Origin of the sequence: Amycolatopsis sp. cmx-8-4, assembly GCF_046548675.1 — a bacterium.
Taxonomy (GTDB): Bacteria; Actinomycetota; Actinomycetes; order Mycobacteriales; family Pseudonocardiaceae; genus Amycolatopsis.
Window position 1 is genome coordinate 662317 of record NZ_JAEBDZ010000002.1, and the last position, 21229, is coordinate 683545.

Below are 21229 nucleotides of genomic sequence, written 5' to 3' on the forward strand. Positions count from 1 at the left end.
GGAGTCATGACCGACACGTGGGGCATTCCCGGACCGCTGTTCACTGGCCTCTACCTGGGCCTGCTTCTCATTCCCCTGCTCTACGCCGTGGTGCGCACCAGTGTGCTGGCGCGCGGCCACGCGGGCGGGGCACCGCAGAGGGTCGAAGAGCTGGCCCTGCTGACGGGCGGGCCCGACCGCGTCGGCGAAGTCGTCGTCGCGGGGCTGCTGGACCAGCAGCTCGTCCGGATGGACGGCACCGGCCGGCTGCACCGCGTCAAGGGCCGCCCCGCGGACGAACTGGGCCGCATCGCGGTCGACCGCGTCGGCAAGACCGGCAGCTCGGTCGACCGGGTGCGCACAGCCGTCTCCCAGCACCGGTCGGTGACCGAGCTGGCGGCCGGGCTGGTCGGCCGCGGCCTGCTCGCCGACACGCGGAAACTGCGGCTGACCTGGACCACCACGTCGATCGCGTACTGGGTGCTGATCGCGCTCGGCATCGCGCGGCTGGTCGCCGGGGCGAGCACCGGCCACGCCGTCGGCTACCTGCTCGGTCTGCTCGTGCTGAACGTGGTCGCGGTGGTCGCCGTCACCGTGCGGGCCGCGAACGCGCCGGAGGCGAAGGCCACCGCCGCCGGGCGGCTGGCCGTCGAAGAGGCCCGCCGGGCCGGGACGCTGCTCTCCGGCGCGACCGGCGCCGTCGCGAGCGGCGGCCTCGCCGCCCACCCGGACCAGGACGTCCGCGCGGCCGTCGCCCAGGCCGCGCACGCCGCCGCCAAGACGTACGACCGCCGGGCGGCCCGCTCACGCTGGACGAGCGCCGGGGGCGGCGCGGCCGTCGGCTACTACGGCGGCAGTTCCTGCGGCGGCGGGGGCGGCGGCAGTTCCTGCGGCGGCGGTGGAGGTGGCAGCTCCTGCGGCGGTGGTGGCGGCGGGGGCTGCGGCGGATGAAACGCCGACGCGACCTGCTGCGTCTCACAGCTACGGTAACCGGCATCAACTGAGGGGAGACGGGCGATGGACGACCCGTGGGGCATCTCGGGACCCGATTTCGTGGTCCTCTACATCGCGCTGCTGGGCGCGGTCCTGCTGATCCGGCTCGTCGTGTCCGGCGTCATGGCCGGTCGCGCGATGCGCGCCGACCACGCCCAGCCGGGCCCGACGCCGAGCGTCTACCAGCTCGCGTTCCTGGCCGGCGGCCCGGACCGGGCGACCGACGCGGCGATCGCGGCGCTGGTCGAACGCGGTCAGCTGCGGGTCAACAGCTACCGGCAGATCAGCCAGGCCGGGCCGCTGCCCGTCGAACCGCTCGAGCGGGCGGTCGCCGACGTCGCGCAGCTGAAGACGACCGCGACGATCCGGGCGAAGGTCCGCGGCTCCGCGACCATGCGGGCGCTGGAGGACGGCCTCGACCAGCGGGGACTGCTGACGTCCGCCGCGGCGCGGCGCCAGGCCCGGACGGTCGGCCTGGTCCTGCAGCTGGCCGTGCTCGCGCTCGGCGTGATCCGGCTGCTCAACGGCATCTCGCTGGGCCGCCCGGTCGGGGTCCTGGTGTTCCTGGTGCTGATCGCGGCCGTGCTGACGATCGTGGCCGCGGTCCGGCGCACCAAGGCCGGAATGCGGCAGCCGTCGGCCGCGGGGCACCGGCTGCTCGGCCAGGCGCGGGCGGCGGCGTCCGGGCCGGTGCCGGCCGGGGCCCTCGCGGGCGGCGTCCTGCTCGGCGGCGCCGTCGCCGCGGTCGCCCTCGGCGGTCTGGCGATGTACCCGGACGAAGAGCTGAGCGCGGCCCTGATGCCGCCCGCGGGCGCGGTCGGCGGCGGTGGGTCGTCGGGGTCGTCGTGCAGCAGCGGGTCGTCGTGTTCGAGTTCGTCGTCGTGCAGCAGCGGTTCTTCGTGCGGTGGCGGTGGCTGCGGAGGCGGGGGCTGCGGTGGGTGAGCTCGGCATCGGGATCGGCTGGCGGCACGAGCTCGACCTGTCCATCGCCCGGCTCCCGGGCGTGGACTGGGTCGAGGTCGTGGCCGAGAACCTGCACCACGACAACCTCCCGGAGACGCTCGTCGCGCTGCGGGAGCGCGGTCTGCCGGTGCTGCCGCACGCCGTCTCGCTCTCGCTCGGCGGGGCCGAGCCGCTCGACACCGGCCGCGTCCAGCACCTCGCGGAGATCGCGCGGGCGCTGGACGCGCCGCTGGTCAGCGACCACGTCTGCTTCGTGCGCGCGGGCGGGCTCGACTCCGGGCACCTGATGCCGCTCCCCCGCACCCGGGAGGCGCTGGACGCGCTGGTCGCGAACGTGCGCCTCGCTCAGTCCATTGTGGACGTCCCGTTCGCGCTGGAGAACATCGCGGCGGTACTGGAATGGCCGCATGCCGAGCTCACCGAAGAACAGTTCCTCACCGAGCTCACCGAGCGGACGGACTGCCGGCTGATCATCGACGTCGCCAACCTGTACGCCAACGCCCGCAACATCGGCACCGACCCGGAGGCGTTCCTCGACGGCATCCCGTGGGAGCGCCTGGCGTACGTGCACATGGCGGGCGGCATCGAGCGCGACGGCGTCTACCACGACACGCACGCGCACCCGGTGCTGCCGGAGGTCCTCGCGCTGCTGGCGGAACTCCGCCGCCGGACGGACCCGCCGGGAGTCCTGCTGGAACGCGACGACGACTACCCGAGCGACGCCGAGCTGGCGGCGGAGCTGGCCGCGCTCCGGGCGGCGGTGACGGTGTGAGCCGCGAGGAGCTGGCGGCGCGGCAGGCGGAGCTGCTGCACGCGCTCTTGGCCGGCGGCGAGCCCCCGCCGGGTTTCGACCCTGCGCGGTTGAAGGTGGAGGCGAACGTGTTGCGCCGCAAGCACGGCAAGGTGCTGGCGTACCAGCGCCCGGAGCTGGCGGAGACGCTCGGCGAGCGGTACGGGCCGTTGTTCGCGGAGTTCGCGGCGGGCCGCCCGAAGAAGGCGTCCGAGCATTCGCACGCGTACGCGGACGAGTTCGTCACGTGGCTGATCGAGGCGGGCCACCTGCCGAAACCCAAGCGGGGCCTGGTTTCCCGGCTCCGGCGCCGCTGAGCCCAAGCGTCTCGATGTGGCATTCGGTGCGGGCAACGCACCCAACGCCACTTTGGGGCGCTGGGGTCCGAACCCGGTTGTCCACAGCTCGGCCGTGATGTGGACAACCCGTCCCGGACCAGGCTTTTTGTCGGACCACGCCGGTAAACTGGTTGCGGGGGCATCCCCCGGGAAGGGCGGGCTCTGCCGTCAGGTCAGGGCGTCCAGGTCGGCTTGTCGACACCGGGCAGACGCGTCCCGAAGGCCCAGTGCGGTTCCGCGCCCGGCAGGCCGCCCGCCATCCGGACCCGGGTCAGCCGGCCGTAGCCACTGTCGGTCTCCTCGAGCAGGTCGCTGAAGTCCACTTCGGACGACACCAGGTCCTTGCGGCCCAGCGAATCCAGCCAGCGGCCGGTGCCCGCGAGGGACAGCCGCACCCGCCAGGTGCCGCCGTCGGTGACCTGGCGGCGCAGGGCCGTCATGATCGCCGCCGCGGCAAGCCAGCCCGTGCCGTGGTCCAGCGCCTGGACCGGCAGCGGCGACGGCTCATCACCCCACGCGATGCCGTTCGACATCTGGACCAGGCTGTCGAACCCGCGCCGACGGGCCCAGGGGCCTTCCCAGCCGTAGGCGCTCAGGTCGGCGATCACCAAACCCGGCCGCAGCTCGGCCAGATCCGCGGGGCCGAAGCCGATCCGCTCGAGCGCGCCCGGGCGGAACGACTGCACGAGCACGTCGGCCCGGCTGATCAGCTTCTTGAGCCGCGCGCGGCCGCCCTCGGTGTCGAGGGCGACGAACGCGGACTTCTTGCCCTGTCCGGTGTCCCGCACGAGCGTCTCGACGCGTGGCAGGTGCGCGGCCCCGACGTGCAGGACGTCGGCGCCGTGCGCGGCGAGCACCCGCCCGGCCACCGGGCCGGCGAGGACGTGCGTCAGCTCCAGCACGCGGACGCCGCCGAGCGGGCGGTCCGAGTAGAACAACGTCCGCTTCGGCGCTTCGCCGATCGGCGCGAGGTCCACGAGTGGCAGCGAAGCCACCGCTTCGCCTTGCGGGTGCGCTGCCCAGTCTTCCGGCGAGCGCAGCTCCGCGGCCGCTCCCCCGGCGCTGACGACGGCGTGCTCGACCTCGCGCGCGATGCGCCCGGCGACCGTCTTCGTCACGACGTCGCGGCTGCCGGGGACGCCGAGTCCCCAGCACACCGCGGCTTCGTGGCGCGGGTAGTTGCAGTGCAGGCGGACCCAGCCGTCGGTCGTGCGGTAGTTGCCCGACAGCGGCGCCCACACGGACTCGGGCTCGATGCCTTCGACCCGCGAGAAGGCTTCGCTCGCGAAGGCCGCCGCCGCGTGGCGGGTGTCCGCCGTGACGACGCCGGGGTCGATCTCGCGCAGCTTCAGCAGTTCACCGGCGGCCAGGGTCGCCGCCGCGATGGCCGTGGTCGCGGCCGCCGCCACCCGGTACGGGCCGGGCAGCACGTCTTCGGCGCCGGTCAGCTCGAGGGGTCCCGGCGTCTCCCCGGTGAGGGTGTGCCAGACGCCGTCCAGGATCTCGCGCACGGAGGTCTCGGTCACTAGGGCAGCGCCGCGACGAGCTCGGCGGGCGGCACGCGGGTGCCGGTGTAGAACGGGATCTCTTCGCGCACGTGCAGACGTGCCTCGGTGCCGCGCAGGTGGCGCATGAGGTCGACGATCCGGTGCAGCTCGTCGGCCTCGAAGGCGAGGATCCACTCGTAGTCGCCCAGCGCGAACGACGCGACGGTGTTGGCGCGCACGTCCGGGTAGTCGCGGGCTTCCTTGCCGTGGTCGGCGAGCATCTTGCGGCGCTCGTTCTCCGGCAGCAGGTACCACTCGTAGGAGCGGACGAACGGGTAGACGCAGATGAACTTGCGGGCCTCTTCCCCGGCGAGGAACGCGGGGATGTGGCTCTTGTTGAACTCGGCGGGCCGGTGCAGCGCGGTCTGGCTCCAGACCGGCGTCGACGCGCGCCCGAGCGGCGTCCGCCGGAACCCGGCGTAGGCGGCCTGGACCTGCTCGATCTCCTCGGCGTGCCACCAGATCATGTAGTCGGCGTCGGCCCGCAGCGCGGAAAGGTCGTAGACGCCGCGGACGACGACGCCCTTGGCCTCGAGCCCGTCGAGGTACTCGGTGGTCTCGCGACCGGCGGTCCCGCGGTCCTCACCCAGCCTGCCGGGCTCGATCCGGAAGACCGACCAGGTGGTGTACCGGATGGTGTCGTTGAGCTCGCTGAAGTTGACCCGCGCCATACGTCCATCCTGTCACCGAGCCCCGCGAGGCGCCCCCACGGGTCGGGGTGAGAGCACTCACGCGGAAAGGTGCGCCGCCACTCGCTGGGCGGCCGCTTCGGCCGTCGCCACGCAGGCCGGCAGCCCAACGCCGTGCAGGGTCGCGCCCGCCACGGCCAGGCCCGGGATCCCGGCGATCGCCTTCTCGATGCGCTCCACCCGCTCCAGGTGGCCGGTGCCGTACTGCGGCAGGCCGCCGCCCCAGCGGGTCACCAGCGTTTCCACCGGTTCCGCCGTGATGCCCGTGAGGCGCGCGAGGTCGTCGCGGACCACGCGGACCAGCTCGACGTCGTCCGCCTTCAGCGCGCCCAGCTCGCCGAAACGGCCCACCGAGCCGCGGACCAGGACCGGGCCCGTGCCGAAGTGCGCCCACTTGCGCGAAGAGAACGTGAACGCCTTCGCCGCGTACGGCACGCCTGCTGCGTCACGCTCGCCTTGGCCGATCAGGATTCCCGACGCCGCGGGCAGCTCCGTGCCGGGTGGCAGGGCCAGCGCGACCACCGCCATCGACGCCAGCTCGACCTCGCCGAACGCCGCCGACGCCGCGGGCACCAGGTCCGCGAGCAGGCGGCGGGCCGACGGCGCGGGCACCGCGAGGACCACCGCGTCGGCGTCGATCGTGTTCTCCGCGGGCGCGTGCGCGGTCGGCGCCGCGCCGATCCGCAGCCGCCAGCTCGTGCCGTTCCGCTCGATGTCGCAGACCGGCAGCCCGGTCCGCAGGTCGGCGCCGGACAGCTCGGTCAGCCGGTCGACCACCGTGCCCAGGCCGCCGGGGACGGTGCCGAACACCGGGGCCGAGCTGGGTGACGCGGGCAGCTGGGACGCGGCCGCCGCGGTCAGCGAACCCGCGCCGGCGGCCACCGCCGCGGCCAGGCCCGGCATGGTCGCGCGCAGGCCGAGACCGTCGGCCCCGCCCGCGTAGACGCCGCCCAGCAGCGGGTCGACCAGCCGGTCGACCAATTCGTCGCCGAACCGCTCACGCAGCAGCGGCCCCAGCGGCACGTCCCCGCTCGGCAGCCGCAGCTCCGGCAGCGACACCTCGGCCTCGACCGCGCGGCGCCCCGCCTCCGACAGCACTCCGGCGACCGACTCCGCCGACGCCGGGACACCCATCACGGTGCCCGGCGGCAGCCCGGTCACGGTGCCGCCGGCGTGGATCTTCGCGCGGGCGCCGGTCGGGTGGACGACGCCGAGGCCCAGCTCGCGGACCAGCGCGAGCATCTCGGGCCGGCGGGCGAGGAACGCCTCGGCGCCGACGTCGTAGGGCACGCCGGCCAGCTCGGTCGTGCGCAGCTTGCCGCCCGGGGTCCGGGTCTTCTCGAACACGACGATCTCGGCGCCGGCGCCGAGCAGCTGCCGCAGCCGGTACGCCGCGGTCAGGCCGGAGATGCCCGCCCCGACGACGGCGACCCGCGTCACAGCTCGTGCACCAGCCCGGCCACGCGGGTCAGGACCTCGGGATCGACACTGGGGAGCACGCCGTGGCCCAGGTTGAAGATGTGGCCGTCGGCGGCTCGCCCCTCGGCGACGATGCGGCGCACCTGGGCCTCGAGCACCGGCCAGGACGCGTACAGGAGCGCCGGGTCCAGGTTGCCCTGCACCACGGCCTTGCCACCGAGCCGCCGGACGGCTTCGTCGAGCGGGATCCGCCAGTCGACGCCGACGACGTCCGCGCCCGCGTCGCGCATCGCGGGCAGCAGCTCGCCGGTGCCGACGCCGAAGTGGATCCGGGGGACGTCGTAGGCGGCGACGCCGTCGAGGACCTTCGCCGAGTGCGGCAGCACGAACTCGCGGTAGTCCCGCTCGGACAGCGCGCCGGCCCAGGAGTCGAACAGCTGGATCGCGTCGACGCCGGCGTCGAGCTGCGCGCGCAGGAAGGTCAGCGCGATGTCGGCCAGCCGCCCGGCCAGCTCGTGCCACACCGCCGGCTCGGAGTGCATGAGCGCCTTGGTGTGCTCGTGGTTGCGGCTCGGGCCGCCCTCGATGAGGTAGCTGGCCAGGGTGAACGGCGCGCCGGCGAAGCCGATCAACGGCGTCTCGCCGAGCCGCTCGACCAGCAGCGCGACGCCCTCGGCGACCTTGCCGACCTGGTCGGGGACCAGCTCCGGCAGCGCCTTCACGGCGGCCAGGTCGCGCACCGGCGTCGCGACCACGGGACCGGTGCCCGGGACGATGTCGATGTCGACCCCGGCGGCCTTGAGCGGCACGACGATGTCGCTGAACAGGACCGCGGCGTCGACCTCGTGCCGCCGGACCGGCTGCAGCGTGATCTCGGCGAGCATCTCGGGGTCGAAACAGGCGTCGAGCATCGCCACGCCCTCGCGCAGCGCGCGGTACTCGGGCAGCGACCGCCCGGCCTGGCGCATGAACCAGACGGGCGTGCGCGCCGGGCGTTCGCCGCGCGCGGCGGCCAGGAACGGGGCTTCGGGCAGCTCGCGGCGGGCGGACGCGGGGGTCCGCTGCGGCAGAGGCGTGGTGGGAGACATCGTCTTCAATCGTGCCACGAGCCCGGTGGGGCGCTTCTCTCGGCGCGCCTCCGCCCGCAACGGGGCGTGCCCGCCCTAAAGTCGATGCGTGACCGCGACGACACCAGTACCCGAGCTCTTCCGCGAAGCCGTCGCGTCGCTGCAGTCCGTCCGGCCCCGCCGGGAGGTGCTGCTCGAGCGGATGCGGGCGCCGCAGCGGCTCGCACCGTTCTCTTACGCGGTGAGCTGTGAGGTCGCCGGTCCCGCCGACGTGCTGGCCTCGGGCCGGCTGGTCCTGCTGCACGACCCGGACGGCCAGGAAGGCTGGGACGGTGTCCTGCGCCTTGTCATGTACGTGCGCGCGGAGCTGGACCGCGAACTGGCGACCGACCCCTTCCTCCCCGGCGTCGGCTGGTCGTGGCTGACCGACGCCCTCGAGGTGTCCGGCGCGAGCTGGAAGGCGCTGGGCGGCACGGTCACCGAGACGTCGTCGGCCCGCTTCGGCGACATCTCCGGCCCGGCCCGCACCGACGACCTCGAGCTGCGGGCCTCCTGGACGCCGACCGACGGCGCGCTGCTGCCCCACGGGCAGGCGTTCTGCCAGGTGATGGCGAGCGTCGTCGGCCTGCCGCCGGTCGGCGTGACGCTCTTCGGGCAGCGCCAGAACTCCTGAGCCGCGCCCTGCGGCCGTCCGGGCGACAGTCGCCGGCGGAACCGCGGCGACGGGTCGTCCGCGAGCGTCCGCCGAGCCGTGTCTTGTACGAATGTGAGCAAAATTCGCGTCCGCCGAACGACGTCCAACCCGGGCGGCCCGCCTGACGGCCGCCGAGCGGGCCGTCACGCGCTCGGAGTGGTCTATACAACACCGGACCCCGGCGGACCACCCGGAGCGTTCCCGAGGTCATTTCACGTCTCGCGCGGATGCCCCCGTTCGTGAGACAACGCCGTCACGCAGTGCGACAAGATCAACTTGCCCCGTGATCGCCGCCGGAACCGGTGAACACCCTTCACGGGATACGGACAGTCACCACGGACGGCTGCGAAAGCCCTTCTGAAGCCGTTTCACGAAGTTGATCATGCCCCGGCCGAGACCGCTTTCCGGAGCAGTCGGACCCCCGCGGAGCCCCCGGTCGGCGGACGCACTGGAAGGTGCACGGCCCATCTGCACGGCCATTTGGGCGCCGGTAACTTCTTAGCATCGTGTTCGCTGGGCTATCCGTTAGCAACCGGCCGTGTACTAGCCCGATCGTGTTACCGCGAACTCCCTGAGTGACTGTTCGTTTGAGATAGATACCCATTCGATCCCCCCGCAGCGGCCTCAGGGCGGCTACAGTGCCTTCGACGACACCACTTTCGGTCTAAAGCTGGCGCGGCTGAACGGCCGAAGGTCCCGGTGCCGGTCGGGGGGCACGACCGACTCCAGGGAGGTAGTGACGTGGCTACCGTCGGCATTTCTCAGGCCGTCCGATCCACGCCAGCCGGTGCTTTGCCGGCGAGCATGGTTCCGCACCCGCGGGAAGAGCTTTTTTCCGTGTTGGTGGTCGATGACCACCCGCTGTTGAGGGAGGCAATCGCAGCAAGACTCGCACAGATGGGTGCGGGTACCGTTCACGAAGCCGCCACGGTGGCCGAAGCGAGGGCGCGAGCACAGGCCACAGGGCCCTGTGACCTGGCGATCCTCGATCTCGGACTGCCGGACGGCAGCGGCATCGAACTGGTTACGGAACTCCGTAGCCACGGGTGGCCGCGCGTGGTGGTTCTCGCATCCTCGGACGACCCGTACGCGGTCCGCTCGGCCTTCCAGGCCGGGGCCCAGGCGTACCTGCTGAAGTCCGCGTCGCCGGTCGTAGTGACCGATGGCGTGCGGCGTGTGCTCGAAGGCGGCGTTTACGCCGACCCGAGCGTGGCTCCGGTGCTCGCCACCGGGACCCGCGTCGCCGGCACCGACAACACCCCGCGCGAGCTTTCCGCTCGTGAGGTGGAGGTGCTCCAGCTGGTCGCCGACGGACAGTCCAACAAGGAGATCGGCGAGGAACTTTCCCTCTCCGCCCTCACCGTCAAGTCCCACCTGTCTCGCATCGGGCGCAAGCTCGGCACGGGCGACCGGGCTCAGATGGTTGCGCTGGCCATGCGAGCCGGCGTCATCCGCTGACGGATAGACGAACCTCCCCACGGGGCGGGCGCACCAGGCGCGGTACGCCCGTCCCGTAGGGTCGTCAACCATGGAAAGCGCAGAAGCCGAGGACGCCGGGATGGAGATCGAGTCCGCAGGCGGACCCGTGCTGCTACGCGAGCCCGCCGAGGGCACACCTCCGGTGGTCACCGACCGGGCCGCACTGCTCGAAGCCTGTGAGCGGCTCGCCGCGGGCACCGGGGCCGTCGCCGTCGACACCGAACGCGCGTCCGGCTACCGGTACTGGCCCAAGGCCTATCTCGTCCAGCTGCGACGTGAGGGTTCCGGCACGGTCCTGATCGACCCGACCGAGCTCGACGACCTCACCCCGCTGAAGAGCGTCCTCAACGCCCTGGAGTGGGTGCTGCACGCCGCCTCCCAGGACCTCCCCTGTCTCGCCGAGCTGGACCTGCACCCGGCGGCGCTGTTCGACACCGAACTCGCCGGCCGCCTCGCGGGCTACGAGCGGGTCGCGCTCGGGACGCTCGTCGAGCTGCTGCTCGGTTACACCCTCGAAAAGGGGCACAGCGCGGCCGACTGGTCGAAGCGGCCCCTGCCGGTCGACTGGCTGAACTACGCCGCCCTCGACGTCGAGCTGCTCATCCAGCTGCGCGAAAAGCTGGAAGCGGAGCTGGGCGCCCAGGGCAAGCTGGAGTGGGCGCAGCAGGAGTTCGACGCCGTCCGCACCGCGCCGCCGCCCGCACCGCGGGCCGAGCCGTGGCGCCGGACGTCCGGCGTGCACAAGATCCGCAACCCGCGAGGTCTCGCCGTGGTGCGCGAACTGTGGCAGGCGCGCGACGAGCTGGCCCGCAAGCGCGACCGCGCGCCGAGCCGGATCCTGCCGGACAGCGCGATCATCAACGCCGTCACGGCCGACCCGAAGACCGTCGAAGAGCTGCAGGCGCTGCCGGTGTTCAGCGGCCGCGTCCAGCGCAAGTACACCGCGAGCTGGCTGCGGCACCTGCAGGCGGCCAAGGCGCTGCCGGCGAGCGAGCTGCCGTCGCCGTCCCAGCCCACCGACGGCCCGCCGCCGGTGAACCGCTGGGCGGACAAGGACCCGGACGCCGCGGCCCGGTTGTCGGCGGCCCGTGCGGCCCTGTCGGCGATCGCGGAGGACCGCCGGCTGCCGGTGGAGAACCTGCTGCTGCCGGACCTGGTCCGCCGCACCTGCTGGCGGCCCCCGGCCCAGCTGGACGAGGACACCGTGGCCGACGTCCTGCGCGCGGGCGGAGCCCGCCCGTGGCAGGTCGAGCTGACGGCGTCGGCGCTGAGCAAGGCCCTGCACGCCGCCGCGGCGACCTGACGCTAGTTCGCCGCCTCGCGGGTCGCGGTCAGGGCATCGGCCATCCGGAGCGTCTCCGGGTGGCCTGATCCCAGCACGACCTCGAAGCCTTCGACCGCGTACTCGTACGCGGTCACGGCGTCGGCCCACTCCGCGCGGCGGAAGTGCACTCGCGCCACCACTCCCTGGGCCCGCAGCAGCGCCGGGTGGCCGGGCGGGAACGGGCCCGCGGCCAGGACGGTCCGCGCGTAGTGGTCGGCGTCGGCGAGGCGGTCCGTCTCGGCCAGCACCCGGCTCAGCAGCAGGCGGGACTCCCACGTGAGCCGATCCTCGGGACCGGGGAAGATCAGCCGCTCCTGCAGCACCGACTCCGCCAGTGACGCGGCTTCGGCGAACTCGCCGTTCAGGAACAACGCGTACGCCAGTTCGGCGCGCACCTTCACCGGGTCGCCAGGATCTTCGGGCTGCTCACGCAGGGCCGCGATCCACGGGCCCGGCGCGCCCAGCAAAGCCTGGATCTCGCGGCGGATGGCCTGTACCTGCTCGCGCAGCGCGGGCCTGGCTTCGCGCAGCGTCTGTTCGGCCTCGTCGAACCGGCCCAGCTCCGCCTGCGCCGAGGCGATCCACAGCCGGACGTCCGCCTCGGGTTCCACCAGGGCCCGGTAGGCGTCGATCGCCGCCGCGTACCGGCCCGCCCGGTGCGGCGTGCTCGCCGCCGCGGCACGACAGTGGTGGACCATCGGGTGTTCCTGGCCCAGGACGTAGGCGAAGGCCCCTTGCAGCCAGGTGTACAACGCCAGCGGTTCGTCCGGCCGACCGGACCTCTCACAGCAATGGGCGATGCGCCACCAGGACACCAGCGTGCACCGGTGCCGCGCGCCCAGCACCCGGCCCTGGTCCGCGACCAGCTCCCGCAGCCACGCCTCGGTGGCCGGGTCCCGGAGTTCGAGCAGCCGTTCCGCGATGTCCTGCCGCAACTCCATCGCGTAGCGGGTGTCCCGCTTACGCTGCCGCTCCAGTTTCGTGTGCAGCCACGTGATCTCGCCGCGAAGCCGCTGGACGTCCACTATTCGGTCGGCGTCGCCAGGAGGGCGTGGCCCCGCGCCCGCAGCTCTTCGGTCGGCTCCGGCAGCCCGGCCAACCGGACGACGCCGTCGGCGCCTTCGCGGGTGTGGGCCTCGACGTCCAGCTCCGGGTCGTCGCGGCGGATCACCGCGATGCTCTCCACCAGGCCGAAAACGAGGTCCGTGCGGACGGCCGCCGGGACGACGCCCGCCGCCGCGAGCAGGTCGCCGTAGGCCGCCTTCAGCTCCGCGCGCTCGGCGCGGAAGCGGGCCAGGTTGGGCGAGCTGACCTCGGGCAGCAGGTACAGCGCGCCCAGGTTGTGCCGGGCGCCGCCGAGCAGGCCGATGTCCGCGTAGGCCAGGGCCCACAGCCGGACGGCCACCGGCGCGTCCCCGGCGACCAGCTGCGCGGCCAGGACCAGCGACGGGCGGACCGTCCCGGCCAGCAGCGCGGCGAGGATGTCCTCCTTCGCCGGGAAGTGGTAGTAGAGCGACGCCTGGCGCAGCCCGGCCCGCTCGGCGATCGCGCGGGTCGTCGTCGCCGCGTAGCCGGCTCCGGTGAACAGCTCCCCCGCCGCGTCGAGCACGGCCTGCCGCGCGTCCGGGCGGTTCGCCGCCGCGCCACTCGCCCTGGGTCTGCCGACCCCCGCCCCTTTGACCACGGCGTTGATCCTGCCAGGTCCCCTTCCCGCACCTGATCACCGAGGTGGCGTTACGACCGCGTCTCGCCGTTGACGGGCGGTCGGCCGCTCGGTTAACCGAGTGGCAACACCGCGGAGATCATCACGCCGTGCCGCCGGCTTAATTTCTGTCGTACGATCGAAACCATGACACGGGGAGCGTCCATGATCGATGAGCCGACCGGCATCGGCCGGCCGCGGCGGCCGTCGCCCGCGGCACGACGATGGTCGTGAACATCGGCCGGCGACGTGCGGAGATCTCCGATCTGTCCGGTTCGAGCGTCCTCGGATGCCCTTGTTCCCGCTAGAGTTCGTCGGCGGCGCGCTCGTGATCGGCGCGTTCCGCCGGCTGCGGTCACGCCCCGCTCCCGCCCTCGAACCCGCTACCCGAGAGGACGTCCGATGAGCACGACCGCGACCACCTACGGCGCGCGTGACCACGCCCGCGCGCAGGCGGGCACCGTCGTCGACACGATGCCGTCGATCCCGGCGAGCACGTGGCCGGCACCGCCGCCGGGGGTCGCACCCGAGACGCTGACCTGGGCCGAGACGGTCGCCGGTGGCGGGTACACGCACAAGGTGCTGGCCCGGGGCACCCGGCTGCGGCTCACCGACGTCGAGGGCGACGCGTGCGCGCACCTGCTGCTGTTCAACGCCGATCAGCCCTGGGAGCGGCTCAACGTCGCCGACACGGTGAAGGTGCAGTGGAACGCCTACCTCGGCGGGTCCGTGGCGCTGCTGTCGGACCAGGCCCGGGTGCTCGCGACGATCGTCGAGGATTCGAGCGGCCGGCACGACGCGCTGTGCGGAACGTCCACTGTGGACGGCAACACCGAGCACTACGGCGACGGCGCCCCGCAGGGCCCCTCCCCCGCCGGGATCCCGCTGTTCACGTTGGCGGCGGCGAAGAACGGGCTCGGCCCGCGCGATCTGCCGCCGAGCCTGTCGTTCTTCCAGGGCGTGCGCGTGGGTGCCGCGGGCGAACTGGAGTTCACCGGCTCCGCGGGCGCCGGGAAGTCCGTCGACCTGCGGATCGAGATCCCGTCGATCGTGCTGCTCGCCAACGTGCCGCACCCGGTCGACCCGCGGCCGGACTACAACGCGACGAAGCTCGAAGTGCTCGCCTGGCGGGATCATCCGTCCACCCCGGACAGTCCCGAATGGACGCACAGCCCCGAGGCGCGGCGCGCCTTCGAGAACACCGCCGACTACCTGACCGCGAGGGGGATCGCGTGAACACCGCCTACGAGTCCCAGCTGGAGCTCACCTTCGACGTCCCCGCGCGGGCGCCGTTCTCCCTCGTGCTGCGCCGAGGCCAGGAGCTGTCGATCATCGACCTTGGCGGCAACCAGGCCGTCGACTTCCTCTGCTACGACGCGAACGACACAGCGAAGCGCTACAGCGCCGCGGCGACGATCGCCGCGCAGCGCAACATCTTCCTCACCACCGGCAGCGTGCTGCGCACCCAGGAAGGCGCGCCGCTGCTGACCGTCGTCGCCGACACCTGCGGGCGGCACGACACGCTCGGCGGCGCGTGCAGCAAGGAGTCCAACAGCCTGCGCTATGGCCAGCACACCCGGTTCCAGCACGCCTGCGTCGAGAACTTCCTCGGCGAAGGCGCGAAGTGGGGGCTCGGCAAGCGCGACCTCGTCAGCAACGTCAACTGGTACATGAACGTGCCGGTCGAGGCGGACGGCACCCTCGGCATCGTCGACGGGATCTCCGCACCCGGCCTGGAGGTGCGGCTGCGCGCCGAGACCGACGTCCTGGTGCTGGTGTCGAACTGCCCGCAGATCAACAACCCCTGCAACGGGTTCGACCCGACGCCGGTCCGGCTGGTCGTGACGGCTTCCGGAGGCGGGGTGTGAGACTGCTCGTCGCCAACCGCGGCGAGATCGCGGTCCGGATCCTGCGCAGCGCGAAGGAACTGGGCCTCGAAACCGTCGCGGTGTACTCGGACGCCGACCGGCTGACCCCGCACGTGAGGCTCGCCGATCGGGCCGTCCGGCTCGGCCCGGCGCCCGCGGCGGAGAGCTACCTGCGCTCCGACGCGATCATCGCGGCCGCGCTCGAAACCAGCTGCGACGCCGTCCACCCGGGGTACGGGTTCCTCTCCGAGGACGCGGCGTTCGCGCGGGCCTGCGAGGACGCCGGGCTCGTCTTCGCCGGGCCGTCGCCCGAGCACCTGGAGGTGTTCGGCAGCAAGCACACCGCGCGCGAGGCGGCGATCGCGGCGGGCGTCCCGCTGCTGCCCGGCACCGGCCTGCTGTCCGATGTGGACGAAGCGGTGGCCCGCGCGGCGGAGATCGGCTACCCGGTGATGCTCAAGGCCACCGGCGGGGGCGGCGGGATCGGGATGCGTGCGTGCGCCACGCCCGACGAGCTGCGGCTCGCGTGGGACGCTGTGCGCAGCATCGCGGCCAAGAGCTTCGCCAGCTCCGGCGTGTTCCTGGAACGGCTGGTGCGCCGCGCCCGGCACGTCGAGGTCCAGGTGTTCGGCGACGGCTTCGGCGAGGTCCTCGCCCTCGGCACGCGGGACTGTTCGCTGCAGCGGCGCAACCAGAAGGTCGTCGAGGAGTGCCCGGCGCCGGACCTGCCCGACGCCGTCCGCCGTCGCCTGGTCGACTCGGCCGTCGCGCTGTGTTCTTCGGTGCGGTACCGCTCGGCGGGCACGGTCGAGTACGTCTACGACCCCGAGCACGGCGAGGCCGCGTTCCTGGAGGTCAACACCCGGTTGCAGGTCGAGCACCCGGTCACCGAGGCGGTGTACGGCGTCGACCTGGTCGCCTGGATGCTGCGGCTCGCCCAGGGCGACCGCGCGATGTTCCGGGCCGTGCCGGTGGCGCGCGGGCACGCCGTCGAGGCACGCGTGTACGCCGAGGACCCCAGCGCCGGCCACCGGCCGAGTGCGGGCCTCGTCACGCGGTTCACGCGGCCCGCAGGCGCCCGGGTGGACACCTGGGTCGAGCCGGGCACGACCGTCACCACGCACTACGATCCGTTGCTGGCCAAGGTGATCTGCACCGGCACCGACCGCGCGGACGCCCTGGCGAACCTGCGGACGGCCCTCGAAGAGACGCGCGTCGACGGCGTCGGGACCAACCTCGGGCAGCTGCGAGCCGCGGCCGCCGACCCGGCGTTCGGCGCCGCGACGCACGACACGTCCACTTTGGACGACGTCGGGGACACCGAACCGCGGATCGACGTCGTGCGCGGCGGGACCATGACGACCGTGCAGGACTGGCCGGGCCGTACCGGCTACTGGCACGTCGGCGTGCCGCCGAGCGGGCCGATGGACGACCGTTCGCTGCGGCTGGGCAACCTCGCGCTGGGCAACCCCGAGGGCGCACCCGGCCTGGAGTGCACTGTGGACGGTGTCACGCTGCGCTTCTCGCACGCCACGCAGGTGTGCGTCACCGGCGCGCCGGCGACCGTCCTCGTGGACGGCACCGAGGTTCCCTTGTGGACCCCCGTCGAGGTGCCGGTGGGGGCGACCCTCGACGTCCGGGCGTGCACGGCCGGGCTGCGCAGTTACGTGCTGCTGCGCGGCGGCGTCGACGTGCCGGAGTTCCTCGGCAGCACCTCGACGTTCACCCTGGGCCGCTTCGGCGGGCACGGCGGCCGCGCGCTGGCCGCGGGCGATGTCCTGGCACTCGGCCCGGTGCCCGCGGACCCCGTCGTCGGGCCGGTGGGCGACCGCCCGGACTTCGCGCCGCACTGGACGATCGGCGCGCTCGAAGGACCGCACGCGGCCCCGGAGTTCTTCACCCCCGAGGACGTCGACACGTTCTACGCCACGGACTGGCAGGTCCACTTCAACTCGGCGCGCACCGGCGTCCGGCTCGTCGGCCCGCGGCCGAAGTGGGCCCGCGCGGACGGCGGCGAGGCGGGGCTGCACCCGTCGAACATCCACGACACGCCGTACGCGATCGGCGCCGTCGACTACACCGGCGACCTGCCGATCCTGCTCGGCCCGGACGGCCCCAGCCTCGGCGGGTTCGTCTGCCCGGCGACGGTCGCCACCGGCGAGCGGTGGAAGCTCGGGCAGCTGCGGCCGGGCGACACCGTGCGGTTCGTGCCGGTCGACGCCGACCACGCGGCGGCTCTGCGCACGCGGCCCGCGTCGGCGATCGAGCCGAGCCGGACCGCGCGCCACGACGGCGGCGTCCTCACGCGACTGTCCTCTTCGGACGACGAGCCGGCCGTCACCTACCGGCGCAGCGGCGACGACAACCTGCTCGTCGAGTACGGCGAGATGAAGCTCGACCTGGCGTTGCGGATGCGGGTGCACGCGCTCGCCGAGCGGCTCGCGGCCGAGGGCGTCCCGGGGATCGTCGACCTGACGCCGGGCATCCGGTCGCTGCAGGTGCACGTCGACCCGGACGCGCTGCCGGTCGGCAAGGCGCTCGGCCTGGTGCGGGAGCTGGAGCGCGACCTGCCACCGACGCACGATCTCGTGGTGCCCAGCCGGAGCGTGCGGCTCCCGCTGTCGTGGGACGACCCGGCCACGCGCGAGGCGATCGAGCGGTACATGACCGGCGTGCGCGACGACGCGCCGTGGTGCCCGTGGAACATCGAGTTCATCCGGCGCGTCAACGGACTGTCCAGTGTGGACGACGTCTACCGGACGGTCTTCGACGCCGAGTACCTGGTGCTCGGCCTCGGCGACGTCTACCTGGGCGCACCGGTCGCGACGCCCTTGGATCCGCGGCACCGGCTGGTCACGACGAAGTACAACCCGGCGCGGACGTGGACGGCGGAGAACTCCGTCGGCATCGGCGGCGCCTACCTCTGCGTCTACGGGATGGAGGGGCCGGGCGGGTACCAGTTCGTCGGGCGGACCGTGCCGGTCTGGAACAGCTGGCGTGGCGCGAACCAGCCGTGGCTGCTGCGGTTCTTCGACCGGATCTCCTGGTACCCCGTGTCGGCCGACGAGCTGCTGGACCTGCGGGCGCGTTCGTCGGCCGGCCAGCTGGAGCTGGACGTCACCGACGGCTCGTTCGCCCTCGCCGGCTACCAGGAGTTCCTGGCCGGCAACGCGTCGAGCATCGCGGACTTCCGGGCGACGCAGACGGCGGCGTTCGAGGCCGAGCGGCGGGCGTGGGCGGCGGCGGGCGAGTTCGACCCGAAGCCGGAACCGGTGACGCGGCCCCCGGCGCGCGTCGAAGCACCGCCGGGCGGCCACGTCGTCGAGGCGCCGTTCGCGGCGACCGTGTGGCGGGTGGACGTCTCGGTGGGCCAGCGCGTCGAGGATTCGCAGTCGCTGGTGACCTTGGAAGCGATGAAGACGGAGGCGCGGATCCCGGCGCCGGCCGGCGGGAAGGTGGTCGACGTGCTCGTGTCCCCCGGTGACCAGGTGGCGCCCGGCACTCCGTTGGTGGTGCTGGGATGAGCCTCGTGGAACGCGTGCGCGCGGCGTACCGGCGGATCGAGCAGGTCGACCGGCCCGAGATCTGGATCGGCCTGCGGCCGGAAGCCGACGTGCTGGCCGAGGCGGCCGCGCTGGAAGCGCGTGGGCTGCCGCTCTACGGGACGCTCGTCGCGGTGAAGGGCAACATCGACGTCGCCGGGCTGCCGACGACGGCGGGCTGCCCGGCGTACGCGTATCAGCCGGGCGCGGACGCGCCGGTCGTCGCGCGGCTGCGGGCGGCCGGCGCGCTGGTGCTCGGCACGACGAACCTGGACCAGTTCGCGACCGGGCTGGTCGGCACGCGCAGCCCGTACGGCGCGGTCCGCAACGCCGTCGACCCGGCGTACGTCTCGGGCGGCTCCAGCTCGGGGTCCGCGGTGGCAGTGGCTCTCGGAATCGTCGACCTGGCCTTGGGCACCGACACCGCGGGTTCGGGACGGGTACCGGCGGCGTTCAACGGGATCGTCGGCCTCAAGCCGACGCCGGGCCTGCTGCCGACCGAGGGTGTCGTGCCGGCGTGCCGCAGCATCGACTGCGTCTCGCTCTTCGCGCGGACGGTCGAGGAAGCGGCGTTCGCACTGACCTGCCTGGCCGAGCCCGCGCAAGTCCACACGGGACGGTTCCGCATCGGCGTGCCCGCGGAACTCGGTCCGCTCGCGCCCGGCTGGACGGAGGCGTTCGCCGCGACGGTCGAGGACTACGCGGCGGCGGGCGCCGAAGTGACCACTGTGGACATCTCGGCGTTCCTGGACGCGGCGCAGCTCTTGTACGGCGGCGCGTTCGTCGCCGAGCGCTACACCGCGGTCGGCGAGTTCCTGGAATCCCACCCGGACGACTGCGACCCCGTGGTGCACGGCATCATCACCGGGGCCCGGGACATCCGCGCGCACCGGCTGTTCGCCGACCAGGAGACCCTGGCGCGGCTGCGCACCGAAGCCCTGGCCACGCTGACCGGCGTCGACGCGCTCCTCCTGCCGACGACCACCGAGCACCCCACGCTCGCCGAGGTCGCCGCCGACCCGGTCGCCGTCAACGCGCGCCTCGGCCGGTTCACCAACTCCACCAACCTGTTCGGCCTGTCGGCTTTGGCGGTCCCGGCGGGGACGGTGGCCGGACGCCCGTTCGGCGTCATGCTGGTCGGCGCTCCGCACGACGACCTGAAGCTGACGGCGCTGGCCTCACTGCCGGGTGCGCGCGTACCGATCGTCGTGGTCGGCGCGCACCTTCGCGGGCAGCCGCTCAACCACGAGCTGACGTCCCGCGGCAGCCGGTTCGTGTCCGAAGTGGACACAGCGGCTTCGTACCGCTTGTACGCATTGGACACTGTGCCACCGAAGCCAGGCCTGGTGCGCGTCCCCGCGGACGGCGTGTCGGTGGCGGCGGAGGTCTGGTCGCTTCCCGTGCGGAGCTTCGGCGAGTTCGTCTCGCGGATCCCGTCGCCGCTGGCCATCGGCAAGGTCGAACTGGCGGACGGCCGCGAGGTGTCGGGTTTCCTGTGCGAACCGTCGGCTACGGAAGGCGCGAAGGACATCTCGTTCACCGGCGGCTGGCTCGCGTACCTGGCGTCGCGATAAATCAGGTGCGCCCTTGGGCACACTGGAGTGGTGAAAGCGTTATCGTGCGGCCATCTCGCACCGGCCGCCGGGGCGCGGGTCTGCGCCCATCTGACCACCGACAACGGACCTGACTGCTTCCGCGTGCTCACCGGCGTCGCGACCCGGTACGACCTGCTCTGCAAGGCGTGCGCCGACCTCGACGCCCCCGAACTGCTCGACGCGTGCGTCGGCTGCTTCGACCGGGCCGAGGCCGACGCGGACCTCGGCTGGCGCGGCACCCCCGGAATCCTCCGGCACGACCGGGATCTCGGCGGTGCCTGGTCGACGACGTCCTGCCCGGTCACCCCGCTGAACGACCAGTGCCTCGCGCCCCTGCCGGACGGCTGGCTCGCGCTCACCGCGGACGGCCTGGTCGGGATCGACGGCGAACCCCGGCTCATCGGGCCGGTCGACGTGCCGCCGGAACCCCCGCGAGAGTGGGCCGGTCACGTTCGCGGACCCGCGCTGTACACGAGCGGCGACGGCCGGTTCGCCGCCGTGGTCACCGACTACGGCCGATACGGCGCGGTCGTCGACCTCGCCTCCGGCGCGGTGACCCTGGCGCTGGACCGGCAGGACTACCACGCGGAAACGACCCGGTTCCCCGTCGCGTTCCTCGACGGCGGCACCGGCCCGCTGGTCGTCGCGGCCACCGGCTGGAACCGGCTCGACGTCTTCGACGCCGCCACCGGCCGCCTGCTCACCGACCGCGTCACGTCCCGCGAAGAGAACCCCGAGCACTACTTCGACTACTTCTTCGGCGCGCTGCGGCCGAGCCCATCCGGCCGGTCCCTGCTCGTCGACGGCTGGGCCTGGCACCCGGTGGGGGTTCCGCTGGCGATCGACTGCGAGGCGTGGCTCGCGGGTGAGCGGCACGCGCCCGAACACGGTCGCCTGGTTGCGCTGCAAGGCATCGGCGAGGACGAGCCGATGCTCGACGGCGTCGAGCTCCGCGACGCCGGAGCCGACCGCCGGATCGGGATGTTCGCCGGGCCCGCCGGCGCGATGTGGGGTCACCTCGGCCTGCTGTACGTCACCGCCGAGGCCGGGTTCGAGGTCTGGGATCCCGCCGCCGGCGCCCGGATCGGGTTCGCCGAAGACTTCCGGCCCACCGCACACCGCGACGGCACCTTCGCCGAGCTGGGTAACGATCGGCTGCGGATCTGGTCGTCCGCTCGGTAACGACCCTCAGACTCCACCGCCGGTGTGCCGATGAATCACGGACGACTCCCGGAGGCGG

General features: G+C 73.3%; 18 protein-coding genes. 12 read left to right on the top strand and 6 right to left on the bottom strand.

The annotated features are described in order from the left end of the window. Positions 1-6: 6 nt before the first annotated feature. The 4 genes from ACLJQZ_RS05870 to ACLJQZ_RS05885 all read left to right on the top strand — a co-directional run bounded on the left by ACLJQZ_RS05870 (position 7) and on the right by ACLJQZ_RS05885 (position 3042). Positions 7-930, top strand: a complete 924-nt coding sequence (locus ACLJQZ_RS05870) for a TIGR04222 domain-containing membrane protein (RefSeq protein ID WP_410619019.1) — start codon at positions 7-9, stop codon at positions 928-930. A gap of 66 nt (positions 931-996) precedes the next feature. Then, positions 997-1914: a TIGR04222 domain-containing membrane protein gene (locus ACLJQZ_RS05875; protein WP_410619021.1), complete on the top strand. Its 918-nt coding sequence runs from the start codon at positions 997-999 to the stop codon at positions 1912-1914. Next, positions 1907-2707 carry a DUF692 domain-containing protein gene (locus tag ACLJQZ_RS05880; RefSeq protein WP_410619022.1) on the top strand — a complete coding sequence of 267 codons (801 nt, stop codon included), beginning with the start codon at positions 1907-1909 and terminating at the stop codon, positions 2705-2707. The genes ACLJQZ_RS05875 and ACLJQZ_RS05880 overlap by 8 nt, the downstream gene beginning before the upstream one ends. Next, complete coding sequence (locus ACLJQZ_RS05885; RefSeq protein ID WP_410619024.1) at positions 2704-3042, top strand: hypothetical protein; 339 nt, start codon at positions 2704-2706, stop codon at positions 3040-3042. Before ACLJQZ_RS05880 ends, ACLJQZ_RS05885 begins: the two co-directional genes overlap by 4 nt. Positions 3043-3236: 194 nt before the next feature. On the opposite strand, the gene ACLJQZ_RS05890 is transcribed toward ACLJQZ_RS05885, so the two are convergent. From ACLJQZ_RS05890 to hemE, 4 genes are read right to left on the bottom strand one after another with little or no spacing between them, the layout of a single operon-like run. After that, entirely contained in the window at positions 3237-4589 is a 1353-nt protein-coding gene (locus ACLJQZ_RS05890; protein ID WP_410619025.1) for a CoA transferase, read from the bottom strand. Further along, positions 4589-5281, bottom strand: coding sequence for a hydrogen peroxide-dependent heme synthase (hemQ, locus tag ACLJQZ_RS05895; RefSeq protein ID WP_247049049.1), 693 nt, complete (start codon positions 5279-5281; stop codon positions 4589-4591). Before hemQ ends, ACLJQZ_RS05890 begins: the two co-directional genes overlap by 1 nt. Before the next feature lie 57 nt (positions 5282-5338). Further along, on the bottom strand, positions 5339-6739 hold the full coding sequence (gene hemG / locus ACLJQZ_RS05900) for a protoporphyrinogen oxidase (protein WP_410619026.1): 1401 nt from the start codon (positions 6737-6739) through the stop codon (positions 5339-5341). Continuing rightward, complete coding sequence (hemE, locus tag ACLJQZ_RS05905; RefSeq protein ID WP_410619028.1) at positions 6736-7806, bottom strand: uroporphyrinogen decarboxylase; 1071 nt, start codon at positions 7804-7806, stop codon at positions 6736-6738. The genes hemG and hemE overlap by 4 nt, the downstream gene beginning before the upstream one ends. A gap of 88 nt (positions 7807-7894) precedes the next feature. On the opposite strand from hemE, the gene ACLJQZ_RS05910 reads away from it, so the two are divergent. The 3 genes from ACLJQZ_RS05910 (at position 7895) to ACLJQZ_RS05920 (ending at position 11261) form a co-directional block, all read left to right on the top strand. Then, positions 7895-8458: a DUF3000 domain-containing protein gene (locus ACLJQZ_RS05910; RefSeq protein WP_410619029.1), complete on the top strand. Its 564-nt coding sequence runs from the start codon at positions 7895-7897 to the stop codon at positions 8456-8458. 762 nt (positions 8459-9220) lie between these two features. Continuing rightward, entirely contained in the window at positions 9221-9937 is a 717-nt protein-coding gene (locus ACLJQZ_RS05915) for a response regulator (RefSeq protein ID WP_033261886.1), read from the top strand. Between the two features lie 100 nt (positions 9938-10037). Further along, entirely contained in the window at positions 10038-11261 is a 1224-nt protein-coding gene (locus ACLJQZ_RS05920) for an HRDC domain-containing protein (RefSeq protein WP_410619072.1), read from the top strand. Positions 11262-11263: 2 nt separating this feature from the next. Here the strand turns inward: ACLJQZ_RS05920 and ACLJQZ_RS05925 are convergent, their stop codons facing one another. Together ACLJQZ_RS05925 and ACLJQZ_RS05930 are read right to left on the bottom strand one after the other, a co-directional pair. Beyond that, entirely contained in the window at positions 11264-12307 is a 1044-nt protein-coding gene (locus tag ACLJQZ_RS05925; RefSeq protein ID WP_410619031.1) for a tetratricopeptide repeat protein, read from the bottom strand. After that, positions 12307-12966, bottom strand: coding sequence for a helix-turn-helix domain-containing protein (locus tag ACLJQZ_RS05930; RefSeq protein ID WP_326954787.1), 660 nt, complete (start codon positions 12964-12966; stop codon positions 12307-12309). The genes ACLJQZ_RS05925 and ACLJQZ_RS05930 overlap by 1 nt, the downstream gene beginning before the upstream one ends. Before the next feature lie 420 nt (positions 12967-13386). Here ACLJQZ_RS05930 and ACLJQZ_RS05935 point away from each other — a divergent pair, with 420 nt between their 5' ends. From ACLJQZ_RS05935 to ACLJQZ_RS05955, 5 genes are read left to right on the top strand one after another with little or no spacing between them, the layout of a single operon-like run. Continuing rightward, the gene (locus ACLJQZ_RS05935; protein WP_410619033.1) at positions 13387-14220 is read left to right on the top strand and encodes an urea amidolyase associated protein UAAP1; all 834 of its coding nucleotides are present in this window, start codon (positions 13387-13389) and stop codon (positions 14218-14220) included. Then, entirely contained in the window at positions 14217-14852 is a 636-nt protein-coding gene (locus tag ACLJQZ_RS05940) for an urea amidolyase associated protein UAAP2 (protein ID WP_410619034.1), read from the top strand. The genes ACLJQZ_RS05935 and ACLJQZ_RS05940 overlap by 4 nt, the downstream gene beginning before the upstream one ends. Further along, positions 14849-18376, top strand: coding sequence for an urea carboxylase (gene uca, locus ACLJQZ_RS05945; RefSeq protein ID WP_410619036.1), 3528 nt, complete (start codon positions 14849-14851; stop codon positions 18374-18376). Before ACLJQZ_RS05940 ends, uca begins: the two co-directional genes overlap by 4 nt. Further along, a complete protein-coding gene (locus tag ACLJQZ_RS05950; RefSeq protein WP_410619038.1) occupies positions 18373-19968 on the top strand; it encodes an allophanate hydrolase in 1596 nt (531 codons plus the stop codon). The genes uca and ACLJQZ_RS05950 overlap by 4 nt, the downstream gene beginning before the upstream one ends. Before the next feature lie 30 nt (positions 19969-19998). Beyond that, positions 19999-21171, top strand: a complete 1173-nt coding sequence (locus tag ACLJQZ_RS05955; RefSeq protein WP_410619039.1) for a hypothetical protein — start codon at positions 19999-20001, stop codon at positions 21169-21171. The last annotated feature ends 58 nt before the right edge of the window (positions 21172-21229 follow it).

Bases quoted from the DNA above. Each gene is read 5' to 3' on its own strand.
- ACLJQZ_RS05935 (WP_410619033.1), top strand. From the start codon at position 13,387: ATGAGCACGACCGCGACCACCTACGGCGCGCGTGACCACGCCCGCGCG.
- ACLJQZ_RS05920 (WP_410619072.1), top strand. From the start codon at position 10,038: ATGGAGATCGAGTCCGCAGGCGGACCCGTGCTGCTACGCGAGCCCGCC.
- ACLJQZ_RS05950 (WP_410619038.1), top strand. From the start codon at position 18,373: ATGAGCCTCGTGGAACGCGTGCGCGCGGCGTACCGGCGGATCGAGCAG.
- ACLJQZ_RS05870 (WP_410619019.1), top strand. From the start codon at position 7: ATGACCGACACGTGGGGCATTCCCGGACCGCTGTTCACTGGCCTCTAC.
- hemQ (WP_247049049.1), bottom strand. From the start codon at position 5,281: ATGGCGCGGGTCAACTTCAGCGAGCTCAACGACACCATCCGGTACACC.
- ACLJQZ_RS05875 (WP_410619021.1), top strand. From the start codon at position 997: ATGGACGACCCGTGGGGCATCTCGGGACCCGATTTCGTGGTCCTCTAC.
- hemE (WP_410619028.1), bottom strand. From the start codon at position 7,806: ATGTCTCCCACCACGCCTCTGCCGCAGCGGACCCCCGCGTCCGCCCGC.